The organism is Amycolatopsis sp. NPDC098790, from assembly GCF_044759945.1.
Lineage (GTDB): Bacteria > Actinomycetota > Actinomycetes > Mycobacteriales > Pseudonocardiaceae > Amycolatopsis.
In genome coordinates this window covers 1911086-1926257 of the sequence record NZ_JBIWAI010000001.1, presented here as the reverse complement: position 1 = coordinate 1926257, position 15172 = coordinate 1911086, and the positions used below count along the sequence as shown (strand labels likewise).

Here is a 15172-nt window from a genome sequence, read left to right as displayed (position 1 = left end):
GATTTGGGGAATGACGTCGAAAAACGCTGCTCAGGGGCCACCGCCACGCGTCAGCGGCGCCGGGCCTGCTTCCGCAGCTGCAGGATCCTGGCGCCGCCGATCAACGCGACCAGCGCCGCTCCGCCGATCGCGGAGAACAGCATCGCGATGGCCAGCGGCAGGCTGCCGTCCGCGCCGAAGAAGTGCACGGTCACCGAGTCCAGGTTCTGCAGGATGAAGATCAGCAGGACGATCAGCACGACCAGGCCGGCGATGACCGCCACCCAGGTGCCGCTGATCCGCGTCGGCCGGGGCTTCTTCGCCGCGGACGCGGGCCTGCTGGGCGCCGGCCGGACCGGCGTGACCTCCTCGGCGCCGGGCCGGACGTCGCCGGCGCGCAGCTCGGCGGGTTCGAGTGCGCCCTCGGGCACCTCGTTCCCGGGCAGGCCGTGGCGGCCCGGGCCGCCGCTTCCGGGCAGGTCGTGGCTGGTGGGGCCGGTGGGGCGGTCGGCAGCGCCCCCGCGCGCGTGCGTCATGTCTTCAGTGTCCGTCCGGCACGCGGGGAGCGCCGCGTCAAACCCCCTAACGGGCGAAACCGTCAACCTCCCGGAGCACGCGGAGCGTGTTCTTCCCGGCCAGCTTCGCGCAGTCTTCCTCACTCCACCCGCGCTCGAGCAGTGCCGCGAACAACACCGGGTACTTGGACGTGTCCTCCAGGCCCTCCGGCAGCGTGCCGACGCCGTCGTAGTCGCCGCCGAGGCCGATGTGGTCGATCCCGGCGACCTCGCGGGCGTGCTCGACGTGCGCGACGACGTCGTCGACCGTGGCCTTCGGCTTGGCCGGGCCGTCCCACTCCTTCGCGAACTTCCCGCGCAGGCCGAGGTTCCGGTAGTCCTGGCCCGCCGCCTCCATCGCGGCCTTCAGCTCGTGGTCCCACGCCGAGACCTTCGGCGAGATGAACGCGGGCACGAACGTGGTCATCGCGACGCCGCCGTTGCCGGGCAGCTGCGCCAGGACGTCGTCCGGGATGTTGCGCGGGTGGTCGTTCACCGCGAGGCACGAGGAGTGGCTGAAGATCACCGGGACCGAGCTGACCTCGATCGCGTCGCGCATGGTCGACGGCGCGACGTGCGACAGGTCGACCATCATGCCGATCTTGTTCATCTCGCGCACGACGTCGCGGCCGAACTCGGTGAGCCCGCCGTGGGCCGGCTCGTCGGTGCCCGAGTCGGCCCAGGTGGTGTTGTAGTTGTGCGTCAGCGTCATGTAGCGGACGCCGAGGCGGCGCAGGACCCGCAGCACGCCGAGCGACTCGGCGATGCTGTGCCCGCCTTCGGCGCCGAGCAGCGACGCGATCCGGCCGTCGGCGAACGCGGCTTCGGCCTCGTCCGCGGTGTCGACCAGCCGCAGCCGGTCGGGGTAGCGCTCGGCCAGCTGGTGGACGACCTCGATCTGCTCCAGCACCGCCGTCACGGCGCTGTGGCCCTCGAACTCGCAGGGCACGTACACCGACCAGAACTGCATGCCGAGCTTCCCGTCCGCGAGCTTGGGGAAGTCGGTGTGCAGGGCGGGCTGCCGGACGGTCAGGTCGAGCGACGCGGCCGCCTCGACCGGGTTCGGGCCGCCGTGCTGCCGCAGCTCCCACGGCAGGTCGTTGTGCCCGTCGGCGAGGATGACGGCGTCCAGCAGTTTCGTAGCACGCTGTAGTGCCTCGTTAGTCATCGCCCGATAGTAGGGCGAGCCGGTATACGCTCCGTACAAACGTCAGGTCATGATCCACTTCGCGGCCGCGCGGACGCCGTCGAGCGTGATCTGGTGCCCGCCGGGATGGCGCTGGGTGATGACGTCGGCACCGCGCTCGCGCAGCAGCCGGATCAGCTCTTCGGTGGACGCCAGCGGCGCCATCGGGTCGCGTTCGCCGCTGGCCAGGAAGACCCGCGTCGCGCTCAGGTCGTGGTCAGGCGGCTGCGGGACCGGCGACATCGCCGCGAACAACGCGGCTTCGCGGACGACCTCCGGCCGCAGCAGCGTCACGGCGGCCGCGATGTTGGCGCCGTTCGAGAACCCGACGGCGACCAGCCGCCGGTCGCCGAGCCCGTACTTCTCCCGGGCCTCCACGACGAAGTCCGCGAGTTCGTTCGCGCGCTTGACGACGTCCTCGTGGTCGAAGACGCCCTCGGCGAGCCGCCGGAACCAGCGCGCGGCGCCGTGCTCGGACACCGGGCCGGCCGGGGCCAGCACCGCGGAGTCCGGGCTCAGCTCGCGCGCCAGGCCGAGCAGGTCGTCCGGGCTGCCGCCGGTGCCGTGCAGCAGGAGCAGCAGCGGCGCGTCCGGGGAGCCTTCGACGTACTTGTGCTCCAGCGTCATGACAGCTCCGGGTTGTTCTCGGCGGGGAGGTTGAGCTTGGGCAGCATGTGCTGGATTTCCTCGCGGCGCGGCTCCAGCCACGGCGGCAGCTTGAGCGCGCGGCCCAGCTCCAGCAGCGGCTCGTCGATCGCGAACCCGGGTTCGTCCGTCGCGACCTCCAGGAGCGTGCCGCCCGGCTCGCGGAAGTAGATCGAGCGGAAGTACTGGCGGTCCAAGATGGACGTGACGTGCACACCCTGGTCGACGAGCTCTTCGCGCCAGGTCTTCTGGGTCTCCTCGTCGGGCGCGCGCCAGGCGACGTGGTGCACGGTGCCCGCGGCGACCAGGCCGCGCGGCGCGTCCGGCGTCACGAGGACGTCGACCAGCGCGCCCGGCCCGCCTTCACCGGCGGCGAAGCGCAGGCGGTTGCTGTCCTGGTTGGCGAAGGTGAGGCCGAGGCCGTCGGTGAGCATGCCGGCGGTGGCGTCCTCTTCGGTCACCGAGAGCGTCACCGAGTGCAGGCCGCGGATGGCGTGTTCGGCCGGGACGAGCTCGGTGTCCCACGGGTCGCGCGGGTCGCCCTGCGGGTGCGCGACGAGGGCGAGCTTCAGGCCGTCGGGGTCGCGGAAGGTGATCGTTTCCTCGTTGTCGGCGTTGCGGACCTGGCCGGTTTCGATCTTCTGAGCGGCCAGGTGCTGCTTCCACCAGCCCAGCGACGCTTCGGGGATGGAGAACGACGTGGTCGTCGCCTGGCCGGTGCCGTGGCGGCCGCTCGGCGCGTCGGGCCACGGGAAGAACGTCATCAGCGAGCCGGGCTTGCCGGAGCTGTCTCCGTAGTAGAGGTGGTAGGTGCCCGGGTCGTCGAAGTTCACGGTGGTCTTCACCAGCCGCAGGCCCAGGGTCCGCAGGTAGAAGTCGGCGTTGCGCTGCGGGTCGCCGCCGATCGCGGTGACGTGGTGCAGGCCGGACGTCTTGATCGACATGGTTGCCTCCTGGTTTCAAGGTAACCGCAGAACCTCTCGCGAGCAAGATATATTCCGTACAGACTTTCGGGTAGGCTGGCGCGGTGGATCCGAAGACCGACGACGACGAGATCGTCACGTGGTGGGGCCTGGTGATCGAGGGCTACCTGGCCACGCAGGACAAGCTGATGGGCGAGATCGCCGACCGCCTCGGCCTCGCGCCGGCGTCGTTCGACATCCTGCTGCGGCTGGTCCGCTCGCCCGAGCACCGGATGCCGATGACCAAACTGGCCACCGAGGCGGCGCTGTCCAGCGGCGGCTTCACGAAGGTGGCGGACCGGCTGGTCGCGGCGGACCTGATCTGCCGCGTCCCGAGTCCGGACGACCGCCGCGTCACGTTCGCGGCGCTGACCGACCACGGCCTGGACATGGCGAACAAGGCGCGGTCCGCGGCGGCGGAGATCCTGCGGCGCATCGTGCTGACTCCGCTGGGTGACGACGCGCAGGCACTCGCGGAAGCGATGCGGACACTGCGCGCGTTCAACGCCTGACGTTGAAAAAGCCTCGCTGGTCAGCGGTTTCCCCGGCGCGCACGATAGGTGCATGCTGACCGAATCGACGATCACGACGATGCTCCCGGTGACCGACAGCGAACGCGCCGGCCACTTCTACGCGGACTCCCTGGGCCTGAAGCAGACGGGGAAGGGCGAGGACGGAACGCTGTACTTCGCGGCGGGCGCGGGTGCCATCGGGCTCCGGACCATGCCGGCGGGCGCGCAGAGCGAGAACACGGCGTTGAGCTTCGAAGTCTCGGATCTCCCCGGCGAGATTTCGGCCCTCGAAAGCCACGGGGTGAAGTTCCAGGACTTCGAGATGGAGGGCCTGAAGACGGTCGACCACATCGCCGAGCTGGGCAACGAACGGGCGGCGTGGTTCACCGACTCCGAAGGCAACGTCCTTTGCCTGCACCAGCTCCTAGGCTAGGCCCGGCATCAGCTTGACCGCGTTGCCCGACAGCACGCCGGCCAGGACGTCCTCCGGCAGGCCCAGCCCGAGCAGCGTCCGGACGTTCTTCGCCACGCTCGGCACGCCGGGCCAGTCCGTCCCGAAGATGAACTTCCCGGCCAGCCGGGCCAAGTCGAACCGCTGGTAGTACTCCGGCAGCTTCTTCGGCGGCAACCCGGCCAAGTCCAGCCAGACGTTGTCGCGCGCCAAGGCGAGGAACGCCGCCACGTCGTACCACCAGCCGCGGCCGCCGTGGGCGAAGACGAACTGCACCGACGGGAAGTCCTCGACCACATCGGACATCAGCTCGGGATTCCCGAAACTGGTCCGGGACCCCGGGAAACTCGACGTTCCGGAATGGAGGATCACCGGCACCCCACGCTCGGCGCACAACGCGTAGACCGGGTACAGCTCCTTGTCCGCCGGCGAAAACGCGCCGTGCACGGGGTGGATCTTCAGCGCCACCGCGCCGAGGTCCAGCTGCCGCGCGACCTCGGCCGCCGGCGGGTGGTGCAGGTACGGGTTGACGTTCGCCACCAGCCGGAACCGGGACGGGTTGTGCTCCACGAGCGGCAGGTTGTCCTCAATGGACTGAATGCCGGTCGCCCGCGGGCTGTACTCGCAGAACAGCAGCACCCGGTCGACGCCTTCGGACGCCATCAGCTCGTCCATCGCCGAAGGGATCACCGACCCGTCAGCGGCATACACCGAACGCCACGGGTACGACCCCGCGAAGTCGTGCGCCCACTGCAGCCACGCGGGTTTGAGCGTCGGCAGGCGCGGGGTGTGGACGTGCGCGTCCACCACGAAGTACCCGTCGATCACGGACTGGGCACCACCCGCAGCACGTCGCGGACCTGCTCGCGGATCACGTTGCGGCGGATCTTGCCGGTCGCCGTCTTCGGCAGTTCCGCCAGTTCGACCACTCCCCGCGGGCGCTTGAACGCCGCGAGACCCTCGCGGCAGAACTCGATCAGCTCGTCCGGGTCCACCGCGAAGCCGGGCGCGGCGACCACGCACGCCACCGGCTTGTCGAGCCCGTCGGCGTCCGGCGCGGCGACCACCGCGACCTCCGCGACCGCCGGGTGCTGCCGCAGCCGTTCCTCCACTTCGGACGGTGACACCCAGATCCCGCCCGCCTTCAGCATGTCGCCGAACCGGCCGAGGCAGGTGAAAGTGCCGTCCTCGTTGCGGACGTAGCTGTCGCCGGTTCGCAGCCATTCGCCTTGGAACACGAGCTTCGTCGCGTCGTACCGGGCCCAGTAGCCGGTCGCCGTGGACGGGCCGGCGACGAACAGCTCGCCCGGCTTGCCCGCGGCGTCGATCACCGCGCCCGCCTCGTCGCGGATCTGCAGGGAATACCCCGGCACCGCGACGCCGGTAGTGCCCGACCGCACCGCGCCGGGCCGGTTCGAGAGGAAGATGTGCAACGCCTCCGTGGAGCCGATCCCGTCGAGGATCTCCAGCCCGAAGCGGGCGCGGAACCGTTCGAACAGCGACGCGGGCAGCGGCTCACCGGCCGAAACCGCATGCCGCACCGAGGCGAACGAGTCGTCCGGGACGTCGCTGGCGAGCAGTGCCGCGTAGAACGTCGGGACGGCGAAGAACAACGACGGCTGCTCTTCACGCGCCCGTCGCGCGAACAACGCCGGAGTCGGCCGCGAAGGCTCGAGCAGCGTCGTGCCGCCGGCGCCCAGCGGGAAGAAGCACGAATTGCCGAGCCCGTAGGCGAAGAAGAGCTTCGGCACGGACAGGAACCGGTCGACCGGGGTCGTCGCGAGCACGCCGCGCGCGTACGTCTCGCACACCGCGCGGATGCTCGCGTGCCGGTGCATCGCGCCCTTCGGCTGGCCCGTCGTCCCGGACGTGTAGAGCCACAACGCGGGCGAGTCCTCCCACGTCCGTCCACTGTGGAACGTCCCGCCCAGCGACGACCACTCGTGCGTCCGGACGCCGAACCCCGCCGCGTCCGCCCGGTCGAGCAGGACGTCGGTGACCTCGGGCGCGAACCCGAGCGCGGTCACGGCCTGCTCGGCGAACTCGCCGGAGACGCACAGCAGGCGTGCCCGCGAGTCGGCGAGCACCTTGCCCAGCTCCAGCCCGGTGACCATGGTCGACACCGGCACGGCGACCGCGCCGGCCAGCATCGCGCCGAGGATGCCGGTGAGCAGTTCGACGTCGTCGACCATGCAGAACATGACGCGCTCTTCGGGCCGCACGCCGAGTTCGACGAGCCCGCCCGCGACGCGGCGGGACTCCTCGGCCAGCTCGGCGTAGGTGAGGGTGCGGCGGGGCGACACGACCGCGGTCGCGTCCGGGTGCCCGGCGCCGAGCAGGTACTCCGCGGCGTTGAACGCTGTCGCCACCAGACCTCCTACGTGAGGTGCACGTACTCGTAGTCGAAGGGCTTCCCGTTGATGCCCTGCCGCGGCGGGGCCACCCAGCTCGCGATCTTCCCCCGCTCGTACACCGGGTGCATCAGCGAGCGGACGAACGCGAGGTCCTCGGTGGTGGGCAGCCACTTGCGTTTGCCTGCTTCCCAGGTCGGCTCGTCGACGATGGTGCCGTCGGGAGTGACGTGGTGGCCGGAGTTTATGCCGACTTCGCGGTTGAAGCCAGGGTGCGGCAAGCGGAACGCGTGGTCGATGCCGGCCTCGGAGAGGATCTTGTTCCAGCGGTTGACGCCGGTCTGGCAGTCGGCCACGTACTCGCTGCGCAGGTCGAGGTTCAGCAGCAGGATCGCCTGCAACTCCTCCGACGTCCAGGTGCCGTCGCCGGTCGGCTTCTCCAGCGTTCGGGCGTCGTCGGTGAGCTTGTGGTCGTCCCGGCGGCGGGTCTCCTGCCAGCGGCCCTTCAGCCCGGCGGTGTAGTAGTTCGCCGCGTTCGTCGACGTCTCGCTGCCGAACAGGTCCAGGGACACCGTGTAGTGGAAGTTGATGTACTTCTGGATGAGGTCCAGGGGGATGCCGCCGTGCGGGCCGATGTCGAGCGTGTCGTGCTCGCGGATCAGCTCGGCGCTGCGGGTCACCACGCGGTCGACGCCGGTGGTGCCGACCATCATGTGGTGGGCTTCCTCCTTGAGCATGAACTCGCAGGTGCGCGAGAGCGGGTCGAAGGAGGACTCCTTGAGCGTGCCGAGCTGGTACTTCCCGTCGCGGTCGGTGAAGTAGGTGAACATGTAGAAGGCCAGCCAGTCGGCGGTCTCCTCGTTGAACGCACCGAGGATGCGCGGCGCGTCGGGGCTACCCGAGTTGCGCAGCAGCAGCCCTTCGGCCTCGTCGCGGCCTTCGCGCCCGAAGTAGGCGTGCAGCAGGTACACCATCGCCCACAGGTGCCGGCCCTCTTCGACGTTGACCTGGAAGAGGTTTCGCAGGTCGTAGAGGCTCGGCGCGGTCAGGCCGAGGAGCTTCTGCTGCTCGACCGACGCCGGTTCGGTGTCGCCCTGGATGACGATCAGCCGCTGCAGGTCCGCGCGGTATTCGCCGGGCACCTGCTGCCAGACCGGCTCGCCCTGGTGCTCCCCGAAGGCGATGCGGCGGTCCGGGTCGCGCTCGGCGAGGAAGATGCCCCAGCGGTAGTCGGGCACGTTGACGTGGTCGAAGTGCGCCCACCCCTCGCGCCCGACGCTGACGGCGGTGCGCAGGTAGACGCCCTGCGTCTCCAGCGTCGGGCCCATCTCGCCCCACCAGTGCATGAACTTCGGCTGCCAGCCCTCCAGCGCGCGTTGCAGCCGACGGTCCTCGGAGAGGTTGACGTTGTTGGGGATCTTGGCGTCGTAGTCGATCTTCTCGGGCATCTGCGCTAGACCCGCTTCCTGTCGAAGACGGCCTTCTGACCCGTACCGTATCGGCGCAGCGCGCCTTCCGGCCCGGACGCGTTCGGCCGGGTGAAAATCCAGTTCTGCCACGCCGCCAGCCGGCCGAAGATCTTGGTCTCGATGGTCTCGGGACCGACGAACCGGTGGTTGGCCTCCATGCCGGTGAGCGCGTCCGGGGAGAGCGACGCCCGGCCTTCCAGCGCGATCCGGATCTCGTCCTCCCAGTCGAGGTCGTCCGGGGCGTCGGTGACCAGGCCGAGCTCGACGGCTTCGGCCGCGCTCAGCTCGTGGTCCTTCTCGCGCGCGAGCCAGGCGAGGTGGTCGTCGTCGCCGTAGAAGCGCGTCTGCAGCCTGGTGAGCCCGTTGCCCATCGGGAACGGGCCGAAGTTGGCTTCGCTGAGCCTGATCGTCGCCCGTTCCTCGGAGTCTTCGTCGTCGATCGGCGGGCCGTCGAGGAGGTACTGGCGGTCGGCGGCCAGCGCGAGTTCGAGCAGCGACCCGGCGAAGCAGCTGCCGGGCTCGATCAGCGCGATCAGCGTGCGGCTGGTGACGTCGAGGCGCTTGAGCGTGCGCTTGAAGTAGTGCGTGATCTCGTTGCCCAGCCAGTCCTTCGCGCCGAGGACGGCCTGTTCGTGCGCGAGCACCTTTTCCGGGTCGCCCTGGGTCTTCAGGATCCACGTGCCGGCTTCGACCTCGTTGGTGCGCAGCCGCAGGATGGCGTCGTCCAGCTCGCGGGTCATGGCGAGGAACCAGCCGTTCGCGCCTTCTTCGTGCAGGTCGCCGGGGTCGTTCTCGGGACCCTTGACGGTGATCGTGACCTGGTCCTTCTCGACCTCGATGTCGACATAGCGATGTTCCAGCGGCGTCAGCTCGATGCCGCCCTCACCGGCCCGGTCGGACTCGCGCGCGATCTCCCGCGCGCGCTTCGCCACGGCCTCGCGGAAGCCCTGCCGCGGCACCAGCTCGTCGACCAGCCGCCAGTCGACCGCCGTCTTGCCCTTGACGCCGTCGGGGCGCGTCGCGAAGACGTCGGCGAGGTCCTTGCGCACCCGCCGTTTGTCGACGACGCGGGTCAGCCCGCCGGTGCCGGGCAGCACGCCGAGCAGCGGCACCTCCGGCAGCGCGACCGTCGAGGAGTTGTCGTCGATCAGGAGGATCTTGTCGCAGGCCAGCGCGATCTCGTAGCCGCCGCCGGCGCAGGTGCCGTTCACCGCGGCGACGTACGTCTGGCCGGAGTGCGCGGTGGCGTCCTCCATGCCGTTGCGGGTCTCGTTGGTGAACTTGCAGAAGTTCACCTTCCAGTGGTGCTCGGACGCGGCGAGCATCCGGATGTTCGCGCCGGCGCAGAAGACCTTGTCCTTCGCGCTGGTCACCACCACCACGCGGACCTCGGGGTGCTCGAACCGCAGCCGCTGGGTGGCGTCGTACAGCTCGATGTCGACGCCGAGGTCGTAGGAGTTCAGCTTGAGCTCGTAGCCCGGGACCAGCCCGCCCTGCTCGTCGACGTCCAGCTCCAGCCAGGCCACCTCCCCGTCGACGTGGAGGCGCCAGTGGCGGTACTCGTCCGGACGGCGGTCGAAGGTCACCGGTGTGGTGGTGGTCACTCACCCGATTGTCTACATGAGTCAGACGAACGTCAATGTTGTGTAGAAACTTGATCTCGCGAGGTCACCCGGTTGAGCACCGCCCACCCCCACGTTACGAACACCCACAGGGCGAGCGCTGCCGCCGAGTCGGTGAAGATCGTCGCGAACCAGAACGCGGGGATGTGCACGTCGCCGACCAGGAAGTGGCCGGCGCTCGCGAGCCCGGACAGCGAGTAGACCAGCAGGAACGCCAGCGCCCGCGGGTATCGCCGCTGTTCGTATGCCCGGTAACCGAGCCAGCCGAACACCGTGAACAGCACCCAGGCGAAGGCGACCACGATCTGCGTCGCGAGCACGGAAACGCCCGGGAGCTGCGGGTAGTCCGCGGCCCGGATGACGTTGTGCGCGTAGTGCAACACGGTGCTGACCAGCGAGAAGCCGAGGATCACGCGAAGCGGCGTCAGGCCCTTTTCCTTGAGAACGTCCATCACAGCCCCCTGGATTTGATAGATCGCTCTAGCGAAGGTACCGCCGCATCTTTCGTAGGGAAAGTGCGACTTCGCACTTTCCCTACGAAAGCTCGGTCTCAGACGAGGTCGATGCGGTGCTGGGTCACCGGGTAACCGGCCTTGGCGAACGCCTTGGCCATCGGGACGTTGCCGACGTCGGTGCCCGCGACGATCTGCTCCGCGCCGTACCCGACGAGGTCGTGCGTGGCCTCGACCAGCAGGTCGTAGGCGTAGCCCTGCCCGCGCTGCTCCGGCACCACGGCGACGTACCCGACGACCGGGTCGTACGCGTTGCGGCTCGGCAACGTGAGCCCGACGAGCTCACCTTCCGGCGTGTACGCCAGCCGCCACCAGTCCCGGGGCGCCGGCATCCACTTCATGATGTCGAGGTCCTCTCGGGCGGCCGCGTCGAGGCCGTGCTCCTCGATCGTCTTGCGGACGTGCGCGTCGAGGCTGCCGACGTGCACGCGCTTGAAGACGTCCAGGATGACGTCGTCGTCCGGCTCGGGCCGGAACTCGAGCCGTCCCGGCTTCTCCGGCAGGCCGTTTTCCGGCGTCCAGCAGAACCGGTAGCGCTCGACGAGCTTGCGGTAGCCCGCCTTCTCGGCCGCCTCGACGCGGATGGTGACCTCGTGCGCGACGTCGGGGTCGTCCTGCCACGCGGGCGGCGTGGTCAGGGAGTACTCCGCGCGCAGCGGCACCTTCTTCAGCAGCTCGACGCCCGCGTCGGGGTCGGTGAAGTCGAACCAGTCGAGCGCGATCGGCGTCTCGTCCTTCGGCGTGCCCCACCAGGCGGCCCGCGCCACGACGACGTCGTCGCGCAGCGCGACCCAAACCCACCCGGGCCGGTATTCGCCCTTCGCGGCCATTTCGACGAAGTCGTTGCCGAACAGCTTGCGGCCGACGAGCCCGCGGTCGGGCAGGGAGGTGAACAGGGCTTCTTCGCCCGCTTCGAGCGGGCGGATGACCAGTTCGGTCACGGGATTCCTTCCAGGAGTACGCGCTCCCGGTCAGGTACCCGGCACCCTCGTTCCGAGGTGGGAGCGCGTGATCGGTTGCGTGATCATCGGTCCCACCTCCTTTCGCTGATCATGGGTGCCTGCGTGAAGTTAGGGCCTCCCGCGCCGGGCGTCAACGTATTTTCTGGAGGACGACCCGCGTGCTCAGCCGCGGCTGGTCGTAGGCGTGCGACGCCTCCAGGACGTACTCGCCGGCGATGTGCCGCCAGCCGTCGCGCCAGACCTCGGCGGACCTCGGCGCGATGACGATGTCGGTCTCGGCGGCCCCGCCGGGCCCGGCTTCGACGCTCGCGAAGCCGGCGAGCCAGCGGGGCGGGCGGTCGCCGCGCTCGGTCGGGGACAGGTAGAGCTGGACGACTTCGCGGCCCTTACGCGTTCCTGAGTTGCGTACGCGGACTCGGACGCGCGCGCCGCCTTCGTCGTCCGGGTAGACGTCGAGTTCTTCGTACACCCAGGTCGTGTAGCCCTGGCCGTGGCCGAACCAATACGCGGGTTGTGTTCCTTCGCGCGCCCAGGCGCTGTAGCCGATGTAGACGCCTTCGCCGTACTCGAGAACGCCTTCTTCCGGCGTCACGTCGGTGACTGGCGCGTCTTCGAGCTTCGCGGGCCAGGTCGTCGGCAAGCGGCCGCCGGGTTCTTCGCGGCCGAAGAGGACGTCGGCGAGTGCGTCGCCGCCCGACTGGCCGGGGAACCAGGTGAGCAGCACCGCGGCGACTTCGTCGCGCCACGGCAGTTCCACCGGGGAGCCGGCGTTCACGACGACCACCGTGCTGGGGTTGGCTTTCGCGACTCGCGTGACGAGTTCGTCCTGCCTGCCCGGCAGCTTCAGTGAAGTCCGGTCGAAGCCCTCGCTTTCGACCTCGGCGGTGGTGCCCACCACGACCACGGCGACGTCCGACTTCCCCGCCAGGGCAACGGCTTCGTCGAGCGCGGCGTCCGGGGCCGGTACCGGGCCGCGGTGGCCGAGGGCGAAGGTGACCCAGGCGAACGTGCCGCGCGCGAACTCCGCCATCTCCGACGGGATCCAGTACGTCAGGCTGACGTCGACCAGTTCGTCCGCCGTCAGCTCGATCTCGCGGCGTTGCTCCCGCACCTGCATGATCGAGGTGAAGACGTCGCCGCCTTCGGGCAGGTTGACGCCGTCGAAGAGGGTCTGGCCCGCGACGGTGAGGCGGAGGTCGCCGGGGCCGGTGACGGCGAAGGTGTGGGTGCCGCTGCGTTCCGGCAGGTACGTGCCTTCGATCTCGACCGACGCGAGCGTGGCGAGATCGAGCCCCTCGGGCAGTTCCCCGATCCAGTCGATTTTGGCTTCCCTGAGCGGAAATTCAGCCAATCGGGTGCCATCGGCGGCTTTGGCGGTCGCGCGGAGCCGGAAATTGTCGGTGGCCGGCGGTAGCGTCGTTCGCGGATCGGCACCGATGGCGAACGCCAGGTCGGTGCCAGGGGGAACGGCCTTGCGGAGGCCGTCGAGAGGGGAGACGACGTGATCGGGGAACACGGTGGCGCTGCCGCCGCCGAGGATCTTGGGGTCCGCGGCCAGCGCGCCGATCAGGGCGATGCTTTGCGGCTGCTTGAGCGGGAGAACACCGGTTTCGTTGCTCAGCAGCACGAACGACCGGTGCGCGACCTCGCGCGCGATCGCTTCGCCGTCCACAGTGGACTGCACGGGAGCCGGGCCGTCGCCGAGCGCGCCGGTCCGGTGGGCGAGCAGGAGCACGCGGCGGACCATGTCGTCGACGACTTCTTCGTCGACTTCGCCGCCGCGCACGGCCTCCGCGAGCCGCTCGCCGAAAACCGTGCGGGGGCCGGGCATGGCGACGTCGAGGCCGCCGTTGGCGGAGGCGACGGTGTCGCGCGCGGCCAGCCAGTCGGAGACGACGAAGCCGTCGAAGCCCCATTCGTCGCGCAGCACGCCGTTGAGGAGTCCGGCGTGCTGGGTCATCGTGGTGCCGTTGACGCTGTTGTAGGCGGCCATGATCCCCCACGGCTTCGCCCGCCGGACGATGAGTTCGAAGGGCGCGAGGTAGAGCTCGCGCAGTGCGCGTTCGCCGACGTGGACGTCGGCAGTGAAGCGTTCGGTCTCGAAGTCGTTGGCGACGAAGTGCTTGACCGTGACGGCGACCCCGCCGTCCTGCACGCCGGTGACGTAGCCGGCGCCGATCATCCCGGTGAGGAGGGGATCTTCCGAGTAGCACTCGAAGTGGCGGCCGCCCAGGGGCGAGCGCTGGAGGTTGACCGTCGGGGCGAGGAGGACGTGCACGCCCTTGCGGCGGGCCTCCTGCGCGAGCAGCCGCCCGACGCGCACGGCCAGCCGCGGGTCCCAGCTCGCGGCGAGCGCCGTCGGGCTGGGGAGCGTCACGGAGGGGTCGTCCGGGCTCCACCGCGTCCCGCGGACGCCGACCGGGCCGTCGGAGAGCACGAGGGAGGCCAGGCCGAGGTCCGGCAGGGCGGGCAGGCTCCAGACGTCCTGGCCGGCGAGCAGGCTCGCCTTGGCGTCCAGGTCGAGCCCGGCCAGCAGCGCGTCGACGTCGAAGCTCATGGGCGCTTACTCTACCTGGCGATGAGTAGTGAACGTTACAGTTTCGTGACAGCGCGTCCCGTAGGCTCGGGATCATGACCCGGGCCAGGGGCGCCGACCGCCGCGCGAGCATCGTCCGAGCGGCGTTCGAGGTGATCGCCGAACGCGGCTACCGGGGCACCTCCCTGGCCGCGGTGGCCGAACGCGTCGGGCTGACGCAGCAGGGGCTGATGCACTACTTCCCCACGAAGGAGGACTTGCTGACGGCGGTGCTGGAGACCCGCGACGAGTGGGACTTGCTGCACTTCGGGCACGCTCCCCCGGGCGACGAGTCGTCGATGACGGTCAACCAGCTGGCGGACCTGGTCGACTACAACGCGACGAGGCCGGGGATCGTGCAGACGTACACGGTGCTGTCGGCGGACAGCGTCACGGACGACCACCCGGCAAGGGAGTACTTCCACGACCGGTACCAGCGGGTGCGGGCGGGCATGACGCAGATGCTGGAGCGCCACCGTGACGAGCTGCCCCCGGGGACGACACCGGAACAGCTGGCCCCGATCGCGATCGCGGTGCTGGACGGGCTGCAGCTGCAGTGGCTGCTGGACGCGACGGAGGTCGACATGTCGGCCGGGTTCCGCACGTTCTTGACGCTGCTGGGCATCAAACCGGACTGACACACCAGCGGGATTGCGCCCGGCCGAACCACCTGACACCGTGTTCCGATGCTGAAGCAGGTCGCCGACGACGTCTGGGTCCGGCAGAGCGAATGGGTCTGGAGCAACACCACCGTCATTCGCACGGACGACGGCCTGGTCCTCGTCGACCCCGGCATCACCGGCGCCGAGCTGAACGACCTAGCCGACGACCTCGACCAGCTCGGCGCACCCGTGGTCGCCGGGTTCTGCACCCACCCCCACTTCGACCACCTGCTCTGGCACCCCCGCTTCGGCGACGTCCCCCGCTACGCCACCCCGGCCGCGGCCGAAGTCGCCACCGAAGCCCGGGAGCGCGCGCAAGCCATGGCTGCCGAGACCGCGCCCGACATCCCCCTCGACCTGGTCGCGCTCGTGACCCCGCTACCGGAAGACAACCCTCTGCCCGGCGAGGTCATCGAGCACGACGCCCACGCCGTCGGCCACGCCGCCCTGCTGCTCGCCGACCGTGGTGTCCTGCTCGTCGGCGACATGCTCTCCGACGTCCTCATCCCGCTCCTCGACCCCCGTCGCTCCGGCCAGGAGGACGCCTACCCCGCCGCCCTCGACCGGCTCGAAGCGGCCACCGAAGATGTCGACGTCCTGATCCCCGGCCACGGCTCCGTCGCCGAAGGAAACGACATCGCGTCCCGCTTCGCGACCGATCGCGCCTACCTCCAAGCGTTGCGGCGCGGCGAAGAACCGGACGACGAGCGCTGGGGGAAGCGCACGTAGC

General features: G+C 69.9%; 15 protein-coding genes. 4 read left to right on the top strand and 11 right to left on the bottom strand.

The window, feature by feature from the left end; all coding sequences use genetic code 11:
* Positions 1 to 50 precede the first annotated feature (50 nt).
* From ACIQWX_RS09685 to ACIQWX_RS09670, 4 genes are read right to left on the bottom strand one after another with little or no spacing between them, the layout of a single operon-like run.
* A complete protein-coding gene (locus tag ACIQWX_RS09685) occupies positions 51 to 515 on the bottom strand; it encodes a lipopolysaccharide assembly protein LapA domain-containing protein (protein ID WP_400867702.1) in 465 nt (154 codons plus the stop codon).
* 46 nt (positions 516 to 561) lie between these two features.
* Positions 562 to 1701 carry a dipeptidase gene (locus ACIQWX_RS09680; RefSeq protein ID WP_400867700.1) on the bottom strand — a complete coding sequence of 380 codons (1140 nt, stop codon included), beginning with the start codon at positions 1699 to 1701 and terminating at the stop codon, positions 562 to 564.
* 42 nt (positions 1702 to 1743) lie between these two features.
* Positions 1744 to 2346, bottom strand: a complete 603-nt coding sequence (locus ACIQWX_RS09675) for an alpha/beta hydrolase (RefSeq protein WP_400867698.1) — start codon at positions 2344 to 2346, stop codon at positions 1744 to 1746.
* On the bottom strand, positions 2343 to 3308 hold the full coding sequence (locus tag ACIQWX_RS09670) for a ring-cleaving dioxygenase (protein ID WP_400867696.1): 966 nt from the start codon (positions 3306 to 3308) through the stop codon (positions 2343 to 2345). Before ACIQWX_RS09670 ends, ACIQWX_RS09675 begins: the two co-directional genes overlap by 4 nt.
* Positions 3309 to 3391: 83 nt before the next feature.
* On the opposite strand from ACIQWX_RS09670, the gene ACIQWX_RS09665 reads away from it, so the two are divergent.
* Both ACIQWX_RS09665 and ACIQWX_RS09660 read left to right on the top strand, forming a co-directional pair.
* Complete coding sequence (locus ACIQWX_RS09665; protein WP_400867694.1) at positions 3392 to 3838, top strand: MarR family winged helix-turn-helix transcriptional regulator; 447 nt, start codon at positions 3392 to 3394, stop codon at positions 3836 to 3838.
* Between the two features lie 52 nt (positions 3839 to 3890).
* Positions 3891 to 4271 (top strand): VOC family protein, encoded by a 381-nt coding sequence (locus ACIQWX_RS09660; protein WP_400867692.1) that lies wholly within the window; start codon positions 3891 to 3893, stop codon positions 4269 to 4271.
* Here the strand turns inward: ACIQWX_RS09660 and ACIQWX_RS09655 are convergent.
* The 7 genes from ACIQWX_RS09655 to ACIQWX_RS09625 all read right to left on the bottom strand — a co-directional run bounded on the left by ACIQWX_RS09655 (position 4263) and on the right by ACIQWX_RS09625 (position 13762).
* Positions 4263 to 5117, bottom strand: a complete 855-nt coding sequence (locus ACIQWX_RS09655) for an amidohydrolase family protein (protein ID WP_400867691.1) — start codon at positions 5115 to 5117, stop codon at positions 4263 to 4265. The two genes, ACIQWX_RS09660 and ACIQWX_RS09655, sit on opposite strands and share 9 nt — an antisense overlap.
* Positions 5114 to 6658: a benzoate-CoA ligase family protein gene (locus ACIQWX_RS09650; RefSeq protein ID WP_400867689.1), complete on the bottom strand. Its 1545-nt coding sequence runs from the start codon at positions 6656 to 6658 to the stop codon at positions 5114 to 5116. Before ACIQWX_RS09650 ends, ACIQWX_RS09655 begins: the two co-directional genes overlap by 4 nt.
* A gap of 8 nt (positions 6659 to 6666) precedes the next feature.
* The gene (boxB, locus tag ACIQWX_RS09645) at positions 6667 to 8088 is read right to left on the bottom strand and encodes a benzoyl-CoA 2,3-epoxidase subunit BoxB (RefSeq protein ID WP_400867688.1); all 1422 of its coding nucleotides are present in this window, start codon (positions 8086 to 8088) and stop codon (positions 6667 to 6669) included.
* A gap of 5 nt (positions 8089 to 8093) precedes the next feature.
* The gene (gene boxC / locus ACIQWX_RS09640; RefSeq protein ID WP_400867687.1) at positions 8094 to 9713 is read right to left on the bottom strand and encodes a 2,3-epoxybenzoyl-CoA dihydrolase; all 1620 of its coding nucleotides are present in this window, start codon (positions 9711 to 9713) and stop codon (positions 8094 to 8096) included.
* Positions 9714 to 9745: 32 nt separating this feature from the next.
* Positions 9746 to 10183: a hypothetical protein gene (locus tag ACIQWX_RS09635; RefSeq protein ID WP_400867686.1), complete on the bottom strand. Its 438-nt coding sequence runs from the start codon at positions 10181 to 10183 to the stop codon at positions 9746 to 9748.
* 98 nt (positions 10184 to 10281) lie between these two features.
* Positions 10282 to 11184, bottom strand: coding sequence for a GNAT family N-acetyltransferase (locus ACIQWX_RS09630; RefSeq protein ID WP_400867684.1), 903 nt, complete (start codon positions 11182 to 11184; stop codon positions 10282 to 10284).
* 151 nt (positions 11185 to 11335) lie between these two features.
* Positions 11336 to 13762: a beta-glucosidase H gene (locus tag ACIQWX_RS09625; RefSeq protein WP_400867682.1), complete on the bottom strand. Its 2427-nt coding sequence runs from the start codon at positions 13760 to 13762 to the stop codon at positions 11336 to 11338.
* Between the two features lie 74 nt (positions 13763 to 13836).
* On the opposite strand from ACIQWX_RS09625, the gene ACIQWX_RS09620 reads away from it, so the two are divergent.
* Positions 13837 to 14418, top strand: a complete 582-nt coding sequence (locus ACIQWX_RS09620; RefSeq protein ID WP_400867680.1) for a TetR/AcrR family transcriptional regulator — start codon at positions 13837 to 13839, stop codon at positions 14416 to 14418.
* Between the two features lie 48 nt (positions 14419 to 14466).
* The gene (locus ACIQWX_RS09615; RefSeq protein ID WP_400867678.1) at positions 14467 to 15171 is read left to right on the top strand and encodes an MBL fold metallo-hydrolase; all 705 of its coding nucleotides are present in this window, start codon (positions 14467 to 14469) and stop codon (positions 15169 to 15171) included.
* The last annotated feature ends 1 nt before the right edge of the window (position 15172 follow it).